General features: G+C 64.9%; 13 protein-coding genes. 5 read left to right on the forward strand and 8 right to left on the reverse strand.

Going from position 1 to position 18,477, the window contains the following annotated elements:
• Positions 1-110 precede the first annotated feature (110 nt).
• The 5 genes from CO656_RS05280 to CO656_RS05300 form a co-directional block, all read right to left on the reverse strand.
• The gene (locus tag CO656_RS05280) at positions 111-719 is read right to left on the reverse strand and encodes a glutathione S-transferase family protein (protein ID WP_097525018.1); all 609 of its coding nucleotides are present in this window, start codon (positions 717-719) and stop codon (positions 111-113) included.
• A gap of 623 nt (positions 720-1,342) precedes the next feature.
• The gene (locus CO656_RS05285) at positions 1,343-2,395 is read right to left on the reverse strand and encodes an ABC transporter ATP-binding protein (RefSeq protein ID WP_097525019.1); all 1,053 of its coding nucleotides are present in this window, start codon (positions 2,393-2,395) and stop codon (positions 1,343-1,345) included.
• The gene (locus CO656_RS05290) at positions 2,383-4,395 is read right to left on the reverse strand and encodes an iron ABC transporter permease (protein WP_097525020.1); all 2,013 of its coding nucleotides are present in this window, start codon (positions 4,393-4,395) and stop codon (positions 2,383-2,385) included. Before CO656_RS05290 ends, CO656_RS05285 begins: the two co-directional genes overlap by 13 nt.
• A 7-nt stretch (positions 4,396-4,402) precedes the next feature.
• Positions 4,403-5,383 carry an ABC transporter substrate-binding protein gene (locus CO656_RS05295; protein ID WP_097525021.1) on the reverse strand — a complete coding sequence of 327 codons (981 nt, stop codon included), beginning with the start codon at positions 5,381-5,383 and terminating at the stop codon, positions 4,403-4,405.
• Positions 5,384-5,553: 170 nt separating this feature from the next.
• The gene (locus CO656_RS05300; RefSeq protein WP_097525022.1) at positions 5,554-6,447 is read right to left on the reverse strand and encodes an NmrA family NAD(P)-binding protein; all 894 of its coding nucleotides are present in this window, start codon (positions 6,445-6,447) and stop codon (positions 5,554-5,556) included.
• A gap of 802 nt (positions 6,448-7,249) precedes the next feature.
• Here CO656_RS05300 and CO656_RS05310 point away from each other — a divergent pair.
• On the forward strand, positions 7,250-8,356 hold the full coding sequence (locus tag CO656_RS05310) for an efflux RND transporter periplasmic adaptor subunit (protein ID WP_097525024.1): 1,107 nt from the start codon (positions 7,250-7,252) through the stop codon (positions 8,354-8,356).
• Positions 8,357-8,359: 3 nt separating this feature from the next.
• A complete protein-coding gene (locus CO656_RS05315; RefSeq protein WP_097525025.1) occupies positions 8,360-11,596 on the forward strand; it encodes a multidrug efflux RND transporter permease subunit in 3,237 nt (1,078 codons plus the stop codon).
• A 112-nt stretch (positions 11,597-11,708) separates the two neighbouring features.
• On the opposite strand, the gene CO656_RS05320 is transcribed toward CO656_RS05315, so the two are convergent.
• Both CO656_RS05320 and CO656_RS05325 read right to left on the reverse strand, forming a co-directional pair.
• Positions 11,709-12,521, reverse strand: a complete 813-nt coding sequence (locus CO656_RS05320; protein WP_037386644.1) for a methyltransferase domain-containing protein — start codon at positions 12,519-12,521, stop codon at positions 11,709-11,711.
• A 187-nt stretch (positions 12,522-12,708) separates the two neighbouring features.
• The gene (locus CO656_RS05325; RefSeq protein ID WP_097525026.1) at positions 12,709-13,617 is read right to left on the reverse strand and encodes an SDR family oxidoreductase; all 909 of its coding nucleotides are present in this window, start codon (positions 13,615-13,617) and stop codon (positions 12,709-12,711) included.
• Positions 13,618-13,700: 83 nt separating this feature from the next.
• Here CO656_RS05325 and CO656_RS05330 point away from each other — a divergent pair, with 83 nt between their 5' ends.
• The 3 genes from CO656_RS05330 (at position 13,701) to CO656_RS05340 (ending at position 16,191) form a co-directional block, all read left to right on the forward strand.
• Positions 13,701-14,282, forward strand: coding sequence for a TetR family transcriptional regulator (locus tag CO656_RS05330; protein WP_097525027.1), 582 nt, complete (start codon positions 13,701-13,703; stop codon positions 14,280-14,282).
• Between the two features lie 104 nt (positions 14,283-14,386).
• Positions 14,387-15,061, forward strand: a complete 675-nt coding sequence (locus CO656_RS05335; RefSeq protein WP_097525082.1) for a glutathione S-transferase family protein — start codon at positions 14,387-14,389, stop codon at positions 15,059-15,061.
• Positions 15,062-15,141: 80 nt separating this feature from the next.
• The gene (locus CO656_RS05340; protein WP_097525028.1) at positions 15,142-16,191 is read left to right on the forward strand and encodes an aldo/keto reductase; all 1,050 of its coding nucleotides are present in this window, start codon (positions 15,142-15,144) and stop codon (positions 16,189-16,191) included.
• 259 nt (positions 16,192-16,450) lie between these two features.
• Here CO656_RS05340 and CO656_RS05350 read toward each other — a convergent pair whose 3' ends face one another.
• The gene (locus CO656_RS05350; RefSeq protein ID WP_097525029.1) at positions 16,451-18,418 is read right to left on the reverse strand and encodes an acyltransferase family protein; all 1,968 of its coding nucleotides are present in this window, start codon (positions 18,416-18,418) and stop codon (positions 16,451-16,453) included.
• Between the last annotated feature and the right edge of the window lie 59 nt (positions 18,419-18,477).

The raw sequence follows: 18,477 nt of genomic DNA on the forward strand, positions 1-18,477 counted from the left end.
TGTGCCTCGCCGATTGCCGTCCCGACAGGGAACGTGCGGGCACGGCGCTGGTTCCCGCGGCGCGCGGCACGAGGTCTGCGATGTCACCCGCGGCGGAGCGTAGTCCGGCCTCAAGCATTCCAGCTCGGCCGGCTCCTCACCCGCTCGTTCCAGCGCTGCACGTTCTTGAGCTCTGGAGGTATCTCCATGCCGAAGACGTCCGCAAGCCAGCCGCAGACGCCGGCGGTGATATCGGCGACCGAGAACGCCTCGCCGGCGAGGAACGGCCGGCCATCCGCAAGCTCGCGGTCGAGCCAGGCCCATTTCTTCGGCACGGCCCGCCGCTCGGTTTCCGCGAAGGCCGGAAACTGGGTGAGGCGATCCTTGAACAAGGCATCGGAATGGAGGGCCACATTGCCGATGGTGGCGAAAATCACCAATTCCGCCCGCCGATTCCACATCTCCACCTTGGCGCGGCTGACGGCATCCGATCCGAAGAGCGGCGGCTCCGGGTGGACTTCCTCGAAATAGCGGCAGATCGCGACGCTTTCGGTGATGATCGTGTCATCGTCGAGCTCAAGCACCGGGATCTGCCCAAGCGAATTGAGTGTCAGGAATTCCGGCGCCCTGTGCTCGCCCTTGGCAAAGTCGATCTCCACCATTGGGACCTCGATGCGCTTCTCCTTGAGGAAGATGCGCACCCGATAGGAGTTCGGCCCTATGCCCTGATAGAGTTTCATCGTCGCCTCCCTGGTATTGTCAAGTCCTGGAGGTAGCATGACGCACTTGATTGCATATCGCAACCAGTCATCTTCTTGATCCGGTTCTTGGGGCGCATCCAACATCGTGGCCTGATTTCATCAACGCCGGACGCGACCTCCGTCATGCCGGTCAAGTTTCGGCGGCCCACCCACCCTTTCGAATCCTCCTCGGGCTTGATCCAAGCGCAAGCCGTTCAAAACGCTTCGAAAATCTCGCTTATTGATGGATCCTCGGGTCAAGCCCGAGGATGACGAGTAGCGGACGGAGGCCGTGCGTCCCGAAACGTCGTCGGTTAGCGGAACGCATCACGCCCCAGCCGCGCCAACGCGTCGCAAGGTGGCCGCACCACCCTCCCTCATTCCTGTGCTCGTCACAGGAATCCAGCAGCGCCGCGTCTGCGGCGCGAGAAACTCTTAATACCTGGTAAACGATGACTACATACTGGGAGCCACAGGCAGAGCGGCGACACTTTGTTTCGCGGCAATCGCGATGTCATTCACGGCGCCGACGCGCCCTGGCTGGATGCCTGTGACGAGCCCAGGGATGAGGGTATTCGAGGCAGCCGATGCGCGGCAAAGCCGCGGCGGTATCCGACCCCAACTCAAAGCCGCCAGCCACTGCCGATGACAAAGGCCGCGAGCGTACCCTCCGCAATCGCCGCGCTGCTGAAGGCCTTCAGCCGCTGGCCGTCGGGAAGCGCCAAATCGAGGGCGAAGCGCTCGCCTTCGAAGACGGACGAAAGCACCCGCATCAGCACGCCGTCGGTGCCGCGGTGGACATGCTCCGGCCGTACCAGCACGTCGGCAAGCGGCCCGTCCGCGACCCCATCCCGCGACCCGAGCGCCGCCCGCAGCACCGGCCAGCCGAGCTGCCTTTCGCCGTTTTCCGCCATCGGCAGCCGCAGGATGCTGCCGCGGCCGATGAGCCCGCCGACCACCCGGCCTTCCGGCCGGGCATAGATCTCTGCCGGCGGCGCCACCTGCAAAAGCCGGCCTTCCGACATCACCGCGACGTCGGTCGCGAGCGCCATCGCCTCAGCCTGGTCGTGGGTGACATAGACCATGGTGGCGCCGGAGCGCTCGTGAAAGGTGCGGAAGGTCTCCTCGATCGCCTTCCTCAGATGCTGGTCGAGATTGGCGAGCGGCTCGTCGAGCAGCACGACGTCCGGCTGGGTGACGAGGCAGCGGGCGAGCGCCACCCGCTGGCGCTGGCCGCCGGAAAGTGCGGCCGGCCGCCGCTCGGCAAGCTCGGTGAGTTTCACCAGCGACAGTGCCTCGCCGACCCGCTTCTGCCATTGAGCCCCGGAAATGCCGCGCACTTTCAAGGGATAGCCGACATTCTGCGCGACCGTCATATGCGGCCAGAGCGCATAGGACTGGAACACCATCGCCATGTTGCGCTTTTCCGGCGGCAGCGCGCCCCCGGCGTCCGAAAGCCGCCGCTCGCCATAGGAGATCGAGCCGTCGCTCGGCTGCTCGAAGCCGGCAATCATCCGCAGCACCGTCGTCTTGCCGCAGCCCGATGGACCGAGGAGCGCCAGGAAGGCCTGCCGCCGCAGCGTCAGCGAAACATCGGCGACCGCCGGCCTGTCATTCCCAGGAGACTTGCCGCTGCCGAAATCCTTGCTCAAGTGGTTGAGGATCAGTTGCGCCACGGCAGCACGCCCTCCGGCAGGTATTTTGCGAAAAACTCGAGCGCCGCCATCAGCGCGATTACCAGCAACACGACGAGCACCGAGAGCGCCGAGGCGAGATCGGAGGAGCCGCTGTCGTCGAGATTGAAGATCGCGACGCCGAGCGTCTGCGTGCCCGCCGACCAGAGCAGCGCCGAAACCGTCAGCTCGTTCGCCGCGATCAGGAAGACGAGGATCACCGAGGCGCCGGCGGCCGGGGCGATCAGCGGCAGCAGCACGTCGCGCATGCGGCGGAAGAAGCCGGCGCCTGCAAGCCGTGCCGCCTCCTCGAGCGCCGGGTCCGTCTGCGCAAACGCGCTCATGACCGGCTTCAGGCTGACGGCGAGGAAGGAGGAGAAATAGGCGGCGAGAATGATCCAGATCGTGCCGTAGAGCGAGACGCCGACGACCGGCAGCGGGGCGGCGAAGGTAAGGATGAAGGCGACGGCAAGCACGATACCGGGGAGCGCGTAAGGGATCTCGATCAGGATGGCGACGAGATTGGCGAGCGCCCCCTTCCGCCGCGTCAAGAGATAGGCGGCCGGGACGGTGACGAGGAGTAGCCCGAGGGCGGCGGCAGAGGCGAGGAACAGCGAATTCTTGAGCGCCGTCAGGGTGATCGACTGGCGGAAGAGGATTTCCGCATAGGCGCTGAGCGACATGGTGTTGAAATTGAGCGGCACGCCATAGGCCGGCACCAGCGAACTTGCGACGAGCGCCAGCAGCGGCGCGACCAGCACCAGCGCCAGCACAATGAGGAGCAGCGCCTCGACAGCGATGCGGAAGCGCCCCAGCGAAAAGGCGGCGCGGGCGCCGGAATGGCCGATCAGGCGATAGTCGCGGCCGGCGAGCGCCCGCTGCTGTACGAGAAGCCCGGCGGCGGAGATCGCCGCGATTAAGGTCGAGATCAGCGCGATCTCGCCGAAGGTGGCGGCGCCGAAACTCGCCAAGCGGCTGAAGATCAGCGTCGGCAAGGTCTCGATCCCGGCAGGTATGCCGAGGATCGCCGGAATGCCGAAATTGCCGATGCCGGAGACGAAGGCGATCGCACCGCCGGCGATCAGCCCTGGAGCGCTTAGCGGCACCACGATATCGCGAAACACCCGGAACGGCCCGGCACCTGAAAGGCGCGCTGCCTCGATGCCGTCGCGCGGGCTCGCCGCAAGCCCGGCCTTCAGCGCCAGGAAGACGAGCGGCGCATGCTGAACACCCAAGAGCAGCGCGATGCCGGAAAGCGAATAGAGCGGCTGCGGGCTGCCGAGCGGCGGCGCCAGCCCGAGCGTCTTCAGGAGCGGGCTCGCCGGCCCCGACATCTCCACCCAGGCGAGCGCCGTCACCTGCGGCGGGATCATCATCGGCAGCATGAAAGCGAAGCTTAACGCCAGCTTGCCGCGAATGTCGGTGAGCGCCAGCGCGAAGGCGAAGAGCGAACCGAAGAGGAGCGAGACGACCATGCCGCCGGCGGCGGTGAGAAGCGTGTTGCGGAGTGCCGCAAAGGTCGCCGCCTCGAAGACCAGCCGCGCCGCCTCGCCGTCGACAAGTCCGCTCACCCCCGCCCCGGCCAGGCGGGCGAGCGGCAGCACGGAAAGCAAGAGCACCGCACCAAGTATGAAAGGCAGCAGCCAGGCCGGCTCGCCAGACGGCGCCCGCCGCTTTCGCGGGCGGAAGCCGAGCCCTTCCCGGCCGCGCGGCGGCCGCGCCTTGAGGATGCCGTCTTCCGTAGCGTGAGGCATCGGGGGCAGTTCGACGCCGCGCAAGGTCCGCGTCAGAGCGGCCGGCAGTTTGCCGGACGTCATCTGGGGAGGCCGGCTTTCCGCCGCCTCCTTGCCGCCAAAGAGAAACCGCAACCGGCCGAAGCGCCGCGCCTTCGACAGAAGACGCGACGGATCCGGCGTGTTGGACCCGGAGCCTCTTTCCGCGTCCGGCGCTTCGGCCGGAGCGCGCGCGCTCCGGCCGCGGGCGGTCTCGTCCGCTCGCGTCATCGGGCGATCAGTTCGTCCCGAAAATGCCGGAGAAGGTTTTGAGGTCCGCTTCGGAATTCTTGACCGCCGCGGCGGCATCGAGCGGCAGCACCTTGATCGTCTCGCGGGCCGGATAGCCTTCCGGCAGCGCCGCGCCGTTGCGGGCCGGGATATAGCCCATCTTCGCCGCCACCTTCTGACCTTCCTCGGAAAGTAGGAAGTCGACGAATTTCCTCGCGGCTTCGACGTTTTTCGCGGTCTTCAAAATACCGACCGGCTCGGTGACGGCGGAAACGCCCTCGACCGGGAAGACGAATTCCACCGGCGCCCCCTTGGCCTTCTCGCGGATCGCCATGAAATCGACGAGCATGCCATAGGCCTTCTCGCCCGTCGCGACCGCCTTCAACACGCTGCCATTGCCGCCGGCGGCCGTCGCGCCGTTTTCGGCCAGCGCCTTGTAATAGTCCCAGCCGAGGCCGGGAATGGCGGCGAGCGTCTCGGCATGGATCAGCGCCGCGCCAGAGGTGAGCGGGCTCGGCATGGTGACGAAGCCCTTCGCTTCAGGCTTGGTCAGATCCTGCCAACCTTCCGGCTTCATCCCGGCCGAGCTGTTGTAGACGATACCGGTGGTGATCATCTTGGTCGAATAATAGGCGCCGTCCGCATCATAGAGCGCCGCATTGTAGCCCGCCGCCTCCGGCGACTTATGCGGCAGCAGATGCCCCCCCTCCTTCAGCCGCTGCATCGTCACCGTATCGGCGATCAAAAGCACGTCCGCCACCGGATTGCCCGCCTCGATCTCGGCCATTAGCTTGGCCATGATCTTCGTCGTCCCCTCACGCACCCACTCGACCTCGACGCCGGGATTTACCGCCTTGAACGCATCCACCGTCGCCTGCGCATCCTCGTTCGGCTGGCTGGTGTAGAGGATAAGGTTTTCGGCATAGGCCGCGGTAGAAAAAAGGCCGGCAAGAAGCGTGGCGGCAACGGCGGAGAGAAGCGTTTTCATGGGGAGTACCCTCGGTGGGAGAAAGATGGCGCCGAGGGATAGAGCCGGTGTTTTACAGGGGTGTGACAGGGGGAGTGGGTAGGCGAGCGTCGGTCAGCTTAGCGCCAGTAGCGGACATTAGGCCGATGGCCAGTTCCGACCCGATTGCGGACGTGAGCTGCAATTTGTCACTACTTTGCTAGCTTTGTTTTGCCGGGTGTGCGAGCCGCGCGGCTGGCGACAAGCGCGCCGACATACTCTTCGAGCGTTGTCTCGCCTCGTTCGAACGGCTCCAACATGGCAAACCCACTTTCGACACTGACCGCGGTCATTCGAGCGTAGGACTCGGCCGCTGCATCAGAGAAGCCCAGTCTTCTGTAAGCCGCGATCCATTGATCGCGCGGTATGACCTCGACCTTCACCGAATTTCCAAGCGCGGTCGCGAAGGCTTTTGCAACATCCTGCGGCGAATACCGCTCGGGCCCTTCGACGTAATGCACATCCTGATCGCGGGGCGGTTCCAACAGATGGCGCACGGCCGCTTTGCCGAGATCGGCAGGGGCGACCATTGGGATCTTCATGTCTGCCGGTATCATGGTCGGCAACACACCGTCCCTCGCGGCATCGAGAAGTTCATCCCAGTTGCTCATATAGTAGGCCCCGCGCTGGATCGTCGCTGGTATCGGTTGTGCGGCAAGCGCCTGCTCGAAATCGTAGAGGATGTTGAGATCGCCGCAGCGCTCGCCTGGCTGGGCGCCATAGGTGGATGCGGCCACGACCTTCTCGAGCCCGGATCCTTTCAGCGCCGCGACTATACTCCGAACGGTAGCATGTTCCTCACGATCGGTGTCGGTCGAGACATCGGCGTTCGGGTTAAGCAGGAATGCGCGCGTGCCCGTTCTGAACACCGCACGTAAGTCGTGGGTGTTGTGCACGTCGACGACCGCGGTCTGTGCGCCGCGGTTGCGCCAATCGGCATCGTTCTCGCTACTGTGAAGCACGGCCGTGACTGGCCGACCTGCATCGAGCAACGTCGACACTACCGCGGAGCCGACATGGCCGTTTGCGCCGATCACAATGAACATCGCATCACTCCTAAAGCTGTACCGGAATAAGAGTCAACGTCGCTTATGGTTCCACAATCGAGACTAACCGTTCCCGCTGCGCTGCAGACTCGAAAGGGTGTGTGCTCTACACACTGATCGGTGGGCGCGGCATACGTCCACCTCCTTTCCAAGAAAGCTGATGCCCTTTGCCGCGCGTTGTCTGCTTTCCCAACCCTTGCCATTCCGGCTGATCGAAGAGAGTCCGCAAAGGGCCGTATTGCGGAAGCCTTCCCGCGCTTCAGCACAGGTTGCTAAGGGCAGCCGAAATCAGAACCACCAACATCTTTCCCGTAGCCATTTCATAGTGATTTTCCCCCGAACGAGTTGAACGAAAAAGATAGTCATGGCCGTGGCTGCGACCAATCCCTGCGCTACTTCAATTGCAACCCAGAAGGCAGACATATTGCGCTCTAATTATGTGGCCGTCTTCGGTGAGATAGGCTTCAGGCCAACCTCGCGCAAGCTCGACCGCGGCCCACTTCTGTGATCTTGATGGCTACCGAAGTCTCGCCCGCTGGATCGAGAACTAGGCCCGGGAGTGGAATGCCTGCTTCGGGCCGGAAGCGGTCATCTCTTCGAATATCACCAATGCTTCGTGTGCCAGCCTTGAGATGTCATCGCCGAGTGTCCCACGGTCAGCACCCCGATTTTTACGCCGCCCTTGACTATCCCCACCCTACTGTATCAATCTCAAGTTGCGTGACTTGACCGAACGAAAGTGCTCTGATTCCAGCCCATCCGAGAGTGAAAGCCGTCTCAAGCTGTAACGGGGGAACGTTGCATGCGTGGTTCGAGAACTCTGGCTGCCGTCCTTTCCTCAACCCTCATCGCCGCGCTGTCGATCGCGCCGGCCCGCGCCCAGCAGGCGCCGGCCGTGGTCGTGGCGCCGGCGGCGATCATGGATCTGCGCGAAAGCGCCGATTTCACCGGCAAGGTGGTGGCGATCCAGAAGGTCGGCGTGCGCGCCCGCGTCTCGGGCTTTCTGGAGAAGGTCAATTTCAAGGAGGGCGACAAGGTGCCGGCCGGCGCCCTGCTCTACGAGGTGGAGGATGGCGCCTACAGGGCGGCGGTGCAGGAGATCGAAGGCTCGATCGGCGCCGCCGAAGCTGCACGGGAACTGGCGGTGCTCGAGCGCGACCGCGCGCAACGGCTGATCTCCAGCAACACGGTGGCGCAGGCAACCGTCGATACCGCCAATGCGCAGGTCAAGAAGGCCGAGGCCGATATCCTGCGGCTTCAGGGCAGCAAGCAGAACGCCGAGCTCAACCTCTCCTATACGAAGATCGTCGCGCCCTTCGAAGGCGTCGCCGGGCTTTCGAGCGTCGATGTCGGCGCCCTGGTCGGACCGGATTCGGATGCCCTGGTGACGCTGACCCGGCTCGACCCGATCTATGTCGAGTTCCCGGTCTCGACCGCGCTCTTCCTCGAATATCGCCAGCGGGCGCTGCGCGGCGAGATCGGCCGCGACGCCAATGTCGAACTGCTCCTGCCGGACGGCACGACCTATCCGAAGAAGGGCACCATCAACTTCGTCTCCAGCGACGTCTCGGCAGGCACCGACACGATCACCGTCCGGGCCGAGTTCGAAAACCCCGACTATCTGCTGCTCGACGGCACGCTTGTCCGGGTCACGCTCGAGCAGACCGACAAGCAGGAGGTGCTGGCGGTGCCGCAGCAGGCGATCCAGCGCGACCAGCAGGGCGCCTTCGTCATGGTCGTCGGGGCGGATTCGAAGGTCGAGCTTCGTCGCGTCGACGTCCAGCGTTCCACCCGCGGCCAGGCGGTCATCGCCAAGGGGCTGAAGCAGGGCGAGCAGGTGATCACCGACGGCGTCGGCAAGGTGCGGCCCGGCATGACCGTGGACGCCGCACCGGCAGCGGGCGGCTGAGCCATGATCTCGCAAATCTTCATCGATCGCCCCCGCTTCGCCGCGGTCATTTCCATCGTCCTGACGCTCGCCGGGCTGATCGCGCTGACCGCGCTCCCCGTCGCCCAGTTTCCCGACATCGTGCCGCCGCAGGTGAGCGTCACGGCGAGCTATCCCGGTGCCGGCGCCGAGGTGGTCGAGGCGACCGTGGCGCAGCCGATCGAAAGCCAGATCGTCGGCGTCGACGACATGCTCTACATGAAATCGACGAGCGGCGCCGACGGCTCCTATACGCTGACGGTGACTTTCGCCGTCGGCACCGACCCGGACATCGCCACCGTCAACGTGCAGAACCGCGTCTCGCTCGCCGAGGCGAGGCTGCCGTCCGAAGTCAAGCAGACCGGCGTCAGCGTGCGCAAGAAGTCCTCGGCGCTGATGCAGGTGATCGCCATCCATGGCGAGAACGACAGCTTCGACAACCTGTTCCTGTCGAACTACGCCACCATCAACGTGATGGACACGATCAAGCGCGTTCCCGGCGTCGGCGATGCCGCGCTGTTCGGCGCGCAGGACTATTCGATGCGCGTGGTGCTCGACATCGATCGGCTGACCAGCCTCGGCATGACGCCGACCGACGTGATCAATGCGCTGAAGGCGCAGAACATCCAGGCGGCGATCGGCCGCATCGGCGCCCAGCCGATGACCAACGACCCGCTCTTCCAGCTGAATCTCCAGACCCAGGGGCGGCTCACCGATCCGAAACAATTCGAAGACGTCGTGCTGCGCGCCGAGGCGGGCGGCTCCTTCGTGCGCATCCGCGATGTCGCCAGGGTCGAGCTCGGCGCGGCGAGTGCCGATTCAAGCTCGCGCTTCAACGGCAAGCCGGTGGCGATGATCGGCACCTACCAGGCGCCGGGCGCCAATGCACTTGCCGCCGCCGAGGGCGTGCGCGCGGCGATGGAGCGCCTGTCGCAGGCCTTCCCGGAGGGCCTCACCTACAAGATCTCCTATGACACCTCCGAATTCGTCGAGGCGAGCGTCGAGAACGTGGTGCACACGCTCATCGAAGCCTTCGTGCTGGTGATCATCGTCGTCTTCCTGTTCCTCGGCAATTGGCGCGCGACGCTGATCCCGCTCGTCGCCGTGCCGGTGGCGCTCGTCGGCACCTTCGCGGTCATCCTCGCCATGGGCTTCTCGCTCAACACCGTGTCGCTCCTGGCACTGGTGCTGGCGATCGGCATCGTCGTCGACGACGCGATCGTCGTCGTCGAGAACATCGAGCGCGTCATGGAGGAAAACCCCGGCATGCAGGCGCCGGAAGCGGCGCGGCTTGCGATGGGCGAGATCACCGGCGCGATCGTCGCCATCACCCTGGTGTTGCTTTCGGTCTTCGTTCCGGTCGCCTTCATTCCGGGTTTGAGCGGGCAACTGTTCCAGCAATTCGCGGTCGCCGTTTCCGTGTCGATGGTGATCTCCGCCATCAATGCGCTGACGCTCAGCCCGGCGCTCTGCGCGGTGCTGCTGAAGCCGCATCATGGCGAGAAGCGCGGCATTCTCGGCTGGCTGTCGCGTCGCATCGACAACGGCCGCGACGGCTATGTCTATGTGGCCGAGAAGATCGCCCGGCGCGCCGTCATCGGCCTTGTATTGCTGGCGGTGGCGATCGGCGCCAGCGGCTGGCTGTTCCGCGTTGTGCCGACCGGCTTCCTGCCGAGTGAGGACCAGGGCATGTTCTTCACCGAGGTCCGCCTGCCGGAAGGCGCCTCCTACAACCGCACCGATGCGGCGCTCCGCCAGGTCGAGACCTTCCTCAACAGCATCGAGGGCGTGCAGGACGTCACCAGCGTCACCGGCTACAGCTTCCTCGACGGGCTTTCGAAGTCGAACAGCGCCTTCGCCGTCGTCACCATGAAGCCCTTCGCCGAGCGCGAGGCGCAGTCCGCCTCGGTCGATAGCGCCGTCGCCACCGCCATGGCCAAGGGCACGACGATCCGCGAGGCGCAGGTCTTCGCCTTCAACCTGCCGCCGATCCTCGGGCTCGGCACCGGCTCCGGCTTCGAATATCAGCTGCTCGACCTGCAGGGCCGCTCGGCCGCCGACCTTGCCGCCACCGCTGGCGGGCTGATCATCGCCGCCAACCAGAACCCGAAGCTCGGGCCCACCTTCACCACCTATTCGGCAAGCTCGCCGCAGCTCTATCTCGATGTCGACCGCGACCGGGTGCAGGCGCTCGGCGTCTCGATCAGCGATCTGTTCGCGACGCTGCAGGGCACGCTCGGCTCCTATTACGTCAACGACTTCAACCTGTTCGGCCGCAGCTGGAAGGTCAACCTGCAGGCGGCGCAGGCGGACCGCGACTCCGTCAACGACATCCAGCGGCTGCATGTGCGCAACGCCGCCGGCGGCATGGTGCCGGTCGCCTCGGTGGCGCGCATCGACTATATCGTCGGCCCGCAGACGATGGTGCGCTACAACAACAACCGCTCGATCACGCTGAACGGCCAGCCGGCGTCCGGCGTCTCCTCGGGCGAGGCGCTGCAGGCGATGGCGGCGCTTTCCGCCACCACGCTGCCGCCCGGCTACAGCTACGAGTGGACCGGCACGGCGCTGCAGGAACTGGAAGCCGCCGGCCAGACGACGGTGATCCTGGTGCTCGCGGTGCTGTTCGCCTATCTCTTCCTGGTAGCGCTTTACGAAAGCTGGACGATCCCGGTGCCGGTGCTGCTTTCGGTCGCGGTCGGCGTTGCCGGCGCGCTGGTCTCGGTGCTGATCGCCGGCCTCTCCTTCGATATCTATGCCCAGATCGGCCTTGTCGTGCTGATCGCGCTCGCCTCCAAGAATGCGATCCTGATCGTCGAATTCGCCAAGTTCCAGCGGGAGAAAGGCGCCGGCATCGTCGAGGCGGCGGTTCAGGGCGCCCGCGCCCGCTTCCGCGCGGTGATGATGACGAGCTTCGCCTTCATCGTCGGGCTGATCCCGCTCGTCACCGCCGAAGGCGCCGGCATGCTCAGTCGCCGGGCCGTCGGCACCGGCGTCGCCGGCGGCATGCTCGCGGCTTCCCTCATCGGCATCTTCGTCATCCCCGCCCTCTATGTCGTCTTCCAGTGGCTTCGCGAACGCGGCCACAAGCTCGCCGGCCTATCTGGTGCGCATATCGGTCAGGCCGCGCCGGCCGATGACGTTCCGGAAGAGGAGCGGGAGCAAGACCGGCGAGCGCCGGCGACGGCCGCGACCGCCGCCCAGGCGCCGCCCGTGCCCTGACGCATCGGCCCGAAAATCGGACCCGATTTTCGGAAAGCACGATGCATCGTTTCAAAGAGTTACAGCGTCCTTTGTGCGTCCTGAAGGACGCACGGCGCTGTATCGTCATTCTTCAGCGCACCGCCCCGACCACATGGGCCTGGATTGGCCGCTCGATCATGCCGCTCCCGAAGCGCTTCCTTAGCGCCTCCGCCACCCGCTCCGTTACCGCCGCCAGCGCCGAAGCGTCGCGCTCCTCGATCTCGCTGCGGACGGGAGTGCCTTGGCAGAAGCCGGTCGCGGCATCGGACGCGGATATCGGGCCGTTCCTCTTCTCGAGCGTTTCGAGCGTGATTTCATGGAAGCCCGCGGCCACCAGATCGGCGCGGATGTTTTCCGGATCCGCATAGCCGTGCGGCACGCGGCGCATGAAGCTTGGCGGGTTCTCCTGGAACTGCGCTGCGAGCGCCTCCACGGCTGAATGCGCAAGCTCGTTTGCCTCGACCCTGTCCCAAACGTTGAAGAGGAAGCGGCCGCCGGGTTTCAGCACGCGCCGCGCCTCTCCGTAGGCTTTCACCCGGTCCGGGAAGAACATTACGCCGAACTGGCAGAGGACGACATCGAAGCTCTCGTCGTCAAAGGGCAGTTCCATGGCGTCCGCCTGCTGCCAGACGATCCGCTCGTCGTCACCGAGCTTCGCATGGGCGACATCCAGCATCGGCTGGTTGAGATCGGTCACGACGAACTGCGCCTCGATATCGAGCTTCGACGCCAGCATCCGGGTGACGATGCCGGTACCGGCGGCGATTTCAAGCACATCAAGGGGCTTGAGCCGCGCTGCCCGTTCGGCCAAGTCTATCGCATACGGCTCGAAGATCAGCGGCACCATCAGCCGCTCGTAAACCTCGGGTATCGCTCCCGCAAAGACCTTATCCGCTTCCGCCATCGTCCCCTCCCGCGTCGGTGAGCGGCGCCCTCCGATGACGCCGCTTTCGCGGGAGTAAGATACAACCTTGCGCCGCATTTCCGAAGCGGTCCGAACGAGACGGTGAATAGCAACAGGATTACCGGCTCTTGCGAGCATTTGCGATCGCCCGACAGATTGCCTCACCCTGCGTCAGGAGTGAGCTACCTCATCGATAGCTGGTCGCATCGGCCGGCTTGCCGACCTCCATCACCTCGTCGATGTAGCGCCAGCAATCTGGCCGGGAGCCGTCGAGGTCGGTAAAGCCGTAGACCTGGGCGAGCCCTCCGCTTGACAGCGACTGGCCGTTGAAGCGGGACTTCTCCGGATCGGCGGCAAGCGCCGCGACAGCCCGGCCGACGAAGCGCGGGCTCTCGGAAATGACGAAATGCGGCTGATAGGCCGTGGCGTCGCGCCAGTTCTCCTCCGTCACCTTGAAGGCCTCGAGCATCATTTCCGAGCGCAGCCAGCCGGGGGTGATCGAGACCGCCTTGGCGCCGTGGGGCTCGAGATCCTTGGCATGCGCCCAGGCCATGCGGTTCGCCGAGATCTTGGCGAGGTCGTAGAAGGGCGAAAGCCGGTAGTGATCGGCATTGTATTGCGCCGTGCCGTCGGTCACCTCGACCAGCAGCCCACCCGGCCGCTCGATCAGGAGCGGCAGCGCGTAATGGGCGGTGATCAGATGCGTGTCGATCGCCAGCCGCAGGATCTTCAAGCCGTTTTCGAGATTGTGGTCCCAAACCGGCTTGTTCCATTCAAAGAGCTTCTCGCCGCCCCAGATATCGTTGACGAGAATGTCGAGCCTTCCCTCCTCGCGCCGAATGCGATCGACGAGCGCCTGCACCGCCGCCGGCTGCAGGTGGTCCACCTGGACGGCGATCCCCTTGCCGCCCGCCGCGGTTGCGAGCTCCGCCGTTTCCTCGATCGTCTCGGGCCGCTGATATTCCGACGGCTGCGCTCGCGTCGTTCGTCCCGTGACATAGACCGTCGCGCCCGCGGCGCCGAGTTCCACCGCAATGCCGCGACCTGCGCCGCGCGTTGCGCCCGCGACCAGCGCCACCTTGCCTTCAAGCGTCATGTCATCCTCCCTGAGAAATCCTCTGGCCTTGACCGGCAGGTGAATTTATAAACGCTTATTCGGTTATAAATAAAGGTCAAAAAATGCCGCGCCCCAAAACTCTGCCAAATGAAGAGGTGCTCGAGGCCGCCCTCAACCTCATGCGCAAGAAGGGGCCGGAAGCCCTGACCTTCGCGACCCTTTCTGCCGCCTGCGGCCTTTCCCCCTCGACCCTGGTGCAGCGTTTCGAGACCAAGTCCGGCCTCATCCAAGCGGCCTTGCTGCAGGCCTGGGACCGGCTTGATCGATTAACGGCGGAACTGGCAGCCGCCACGCCGAAGACGCCGGCGGGCGCCGTCGCGCTGCTCGTCGGGCTCTCCGGCGATTACGGCGGCATCGAAAGCTACGCGGACGATCTCCTTATCCTGCGCGAGGACCTGCGCGACCCGATCCTGCGCGCCCGCGGCGCCGCCTGGCGCGACGTGCTCTCCGCGGCGCTCGAGGAGCGTTTCACGCGCGTGCCGGCCGCCTCCGCCGGCATCGGGCTGATGATGGCCGCCCAATGGCAGGGCGCGCTCCTCTGGTGGAGCTTCGATCCGCGCATGCCGGTCACCGATTTCGTCAAGCAAAGTCTCGAGCGCTTCATCACGGCTTTCGCGGCGGGGCGGGAAACGCATTCGAGCTGACGATGGGAACTTCACGGCGGCTGAATCGCGAAGACTCCCCTTTTCTCTTCGCGCTGGCGCGCTATACTGATTGCGAAACGCAACCAATCATTATAGGCACGCCCATGGCTCTCACCCTCTATCTCCACCCGCTCGCCTCCTTCTGCCACAAGGTGCTGATCGCGCTCTATGAGACCGGAACGCCCTTCGAGGCGCGGATCGTCGATCTTATGGACCCGCAGGAGAATGCCCGCTACCTGGAGGTCTGGCCGGTCGGCAAAATCCCGGTGCTGCACGATGGCGCCGCGGACCGGATCGTTCCGGAAACGTCGATCATCATCGAATATCTCGATCGCCATTATCCCGGCAAAGAACCGCTGATCCCGCGCGACGAGACGCTGGCGCTCGAGGCGCGGCTGTGGGACCGCTTCTTCGATCTCTACATCCACGTCCCGATGCAGAAGATCGTCACCGACACGCTGCGCGCTTCCGGTGAGAACGACCGTCGCGGTGTCGCCGACGCCCGCGCGTCGCTCGCAACCGCCTATGATCTGGCCGAACGCCATCTCACCGACCGGCGCTTTGCCGTCGGCGAGGCCTTCACCATCGCCGATTGCGCCGCCGCACCCGCGCTCTTCTATGCCGGCATCGTCGAGCCCTTCAGCGGCACGCATCCGAATCTTTCGGCCTATTTCGAGCGGCTGCTCGAGCACCCCTCCTTTAAGCGCACGCTCGCCGAGGCGAGACCCTATTTCCACATGTTCCCCTACAAGGACGCGATGCCGGCACGCTTTCTTTGACCCTTTCGGCGGGACGCCGCTTGCGTTCGCGTCCATGCCGGCTACCCTCTCCGGCGACAACCACGCAAAGGAGCGAGACAATGGAATATCGTCTGCTCGGCCGCTCCGGCCTGAAAATCTCGACCGTGACGATGGGAACGATGACCATCGGCGGCGGCGGCAAGTTCGCCCAGGTCGGCAGTGTCGGCGTCGAAGAGGCCCGCCGCTATGTCGACCTCTGCCTCGATGCCGGCGTCAACCTGATCGATACGGCCGACATCTACTCGACCGGCACCTGCGAAGAGATTCTCGGCGAGGTTCTGGGCGGCAAGCGCAAGAACGACGTGCTTCTCGCCACCAAGGCGCGCTTCTCCATGGGTCCGGGCCCGAATGACGGCGGCCTGTCGCGCCAGCACCTGATCAGCGCATGCGAGGCGAGCCTCAAGCGGCTGAAGACCGACGTGATCGACCTCTACCAGGTGCACGAATGGGACGGCCAGACGCCGCTCGAGGAGACGATGGAAGCGCTCGACACGCTCGTGCGCCAGGGCAAGGTGCGCTACATCGGCTGCTCCAACTATTCCGGCTGGCACATCATGAAGGCGCTCGGCATCAGCGCGCTGGAACACCGCCAGCGCTTCGTCAGCCAGCAGATCCACTATACGCTGGAGGCCCGCGAGGCCGAATACGAGCTGGTACCGATCTCGATCGACCAGGGCCTCGGCATCCTCGTCTGGAGCCCGCTTGCCGGCGGCCTGCTTTCCGGCAAGCACCGCCGCGGCCAGTCACCGGAAGGCACCCGCCAGTTCGCCGGCTGGAACGAGCCGCCGATCCGCGACGAGGAACGGCTCTGGAAGATCGTCGACATGCTGGTAGCGATCGCCGCCGAGCGCAACGTCTCTCCTGCGCAGGTGGCGCTTGCCTGGCTAATCGGCCGCAAGGCGGTCACATCGGTCATCATCGGCGGCCGCACCGAGGCGCAGTTCCGCGACAACCTCGCCGCCGCCAGCCTCAAGCTCACCGATGAGGAACGCGAACTGCTCGACGCCGTCAGCCTGCCGCCGGTCATCTATCCCTATTGGCACCAGCTCTGGACCGCCAAGGACCGGCTCGGCGCCGCCGATCTGTCGCTGCTCGGGCCGCATGTTTGAGCGGGAGCGGTGATTGCTTCTCGACTGCAGCAGTGTTGGATTACCCCCCTCTGCCCTGCCGGGCATCTCCCCCACAAGGGGGGAGATCGGCAAGCGGCAATGTGTCGCTCAACTTTCAGAGCTGAAATTCTGACGGTGCATTCGCCGACCTAGCATCATTGCGCTCACTCTCGGGCAGGTCTTCGCTTCTGGCCGATCTCCCCCTTGTGGGGGAGATGCCCGGCAGGGCAGAGGGGGGGTGCGCCTCCGAGCCATATTGTCAGCGTCCCCCGAACACCGCTCGCTCCAGGCGAGGCGCGAGCGACTCAGCGTAGGGCGTCGCGATATGGTGGCGGTCGCGGAAGGTGAGCTTGCCGTCGACGACCGCGGGGCATGTTGTCCTGTTGCAGAACAGATCAACCACATCGACATAAGACGCATGCGTCTCCACGGCGGCCTTTCTTTCCGCGGCGGGGATGGTTTCCTCCACCGCCTCGCGGCGCGGCGTGTCGCAGACGGTCGGGCTCTTCTGCTGCCACAGGGCGCGCGCCACGCATTTGTCGAGATAGGATTTGTGCACCGGCACGTCGCGCAAGAGCACGACGTCGCTGCCGGCGCGTTCTAGCGTCTCGACCGAGCGCCTGATGCCTTTCTCCCAATCCCGCACATCCATCTGGTGGCTGGATACGAAGTTGATGTCGTTCTTCACATAACTCGACGAATATTGCGAAAGGATCACCACATCCGGCTTCAGCGCCGCGATCTCGCCGAACGCCCGGCGCTTCCAGGCGTCGCATTCGTCATAGTTCCGCATCAGCACGCCGTTCCAGGTCGGCACATCCGCCGCCGGGCAGGACGACTTCAGATAGGTGACGAGCCGCCAGCCGTTCCTTTCGGCGATCTTCTTCAGCGGCGTCGACCAATGGTCGGCATGGGAGTCGCCGAGGAGGACGACGGTCTTCTTCGGCTTGGCGGCGCCGAATTCGCATGCCTTCGGCTGCACCGCTTCCCTTTCGAGCACGCAGGCCGAATCGAATTCACGCGCCGCCGATTTGCGTTCGGCGCTTTGCTGGATCTGTCGCTGCTCCCCATCGAGGCTGTAGCCGGCCAGGGCGGCGCTGCCATAGGCGAGCGTCGTGCCCGCCCCTGTAAGCAACGCGGCGAGCCCCAGCGAGCGTCCGGTCCTCGCTGCCAGCCAGCCGTTGTGGCGGATCGGATTTTCGATGAAGTGATAGCTAAAGAGCGACAGGGCGAGCGTAACCGCCAGGCACAGAAGCCGGTCGACGAGCGAAAGCTCCGGGTCGATGATGCCCGCATAGACGATGACCGGCCAGTGCCAAACATAGAGCGAATAGGAGAGCTTTCCGATCTCCTGCAGCGGCCTAAGCGCGAGGACGGACTTCGGGCCTGCCGCTCCCTCATGGGCGCCGCTCAGGAGCAGAAGCACCGTGCCGAGAACCGGCACGAGCGCGATCGAGCCCGGAAAAGGTATTTCCTCCGTCACGGCCAGATAGGCGGTGACGATCAGAAAGAGCCCGAGCCAGCCGAGGGCAGGCGCAAAGCGAGAGCGCCGCGCCCATTGCTGCGGCAGCGCCATCGAAGCAAGCCCCCCGCAGGCAAATTCCCAGGCGCGCAGGGGCGAGAAATAGAAGGCCCAAGGCTGCGACACGGCCGTCATGTGCCAGCAGAGTGCGAAGGAGACGGCGGCGACTAGGGCGAGAAGAAAGAAAAGACCGCCCTTCCCCGGCCGCAGCCGCGCGAGGATCAGCAGCAGCGCGGGCCAGACGAGATAGAACTGCTCCTCGACCGAGAGCGACCAGAAGTGGATGAAGGGATTGTTCGAGGCGTCCGAGGCAAAGTAGTCGACCGTCCACCTAATCAGCCAGAGGTTGATCATATAGGCCGAGGCGAACAGCGATCCCTTGGAATAGAACTGCTGCTCGGACGGCGCGAGGATGAAATAACCGACGAGCAGCGTGGTCAGGATGGCGAAGAGCGAGGCCGGAAGCAGCCGGCGGGCGCGGCGGGCGTAGAAGCGCCAGAGATCGACAGTGCCGCTTCTCGCAATCTCCTGTTGCAGGTGCCTGGTGATCAGAAAGCCGGAAATGACGAAGAAGATGTCGACGCCGACGAATCCGCCCGGCAAGCTGGTCATTCCGAAGTGGAAGGCGATGACACCCGAAACTGCCAAGGCGCGCAGGCCTTCGATATCCGGACGAAAATTTCCTGAAGTCGCTGGTGTACTCATACGCACAACGCCCCGTCCTAGAGCACTTGCAGTCGGGTCATGTCACCCGACGTCGCGCA

Origin of the sequence: Sinorhizobium sp. FG01, assembly GCF_002531875.1 — a bacterium.
Taxonomy (GTDB): domain Bacteria; phylum Pseudomonadota; class Alphaproteobacteria; order Rhizobiales; family Rhizobiaceae; genus Sinorhizobium; species Sinorhizobium fredii_C.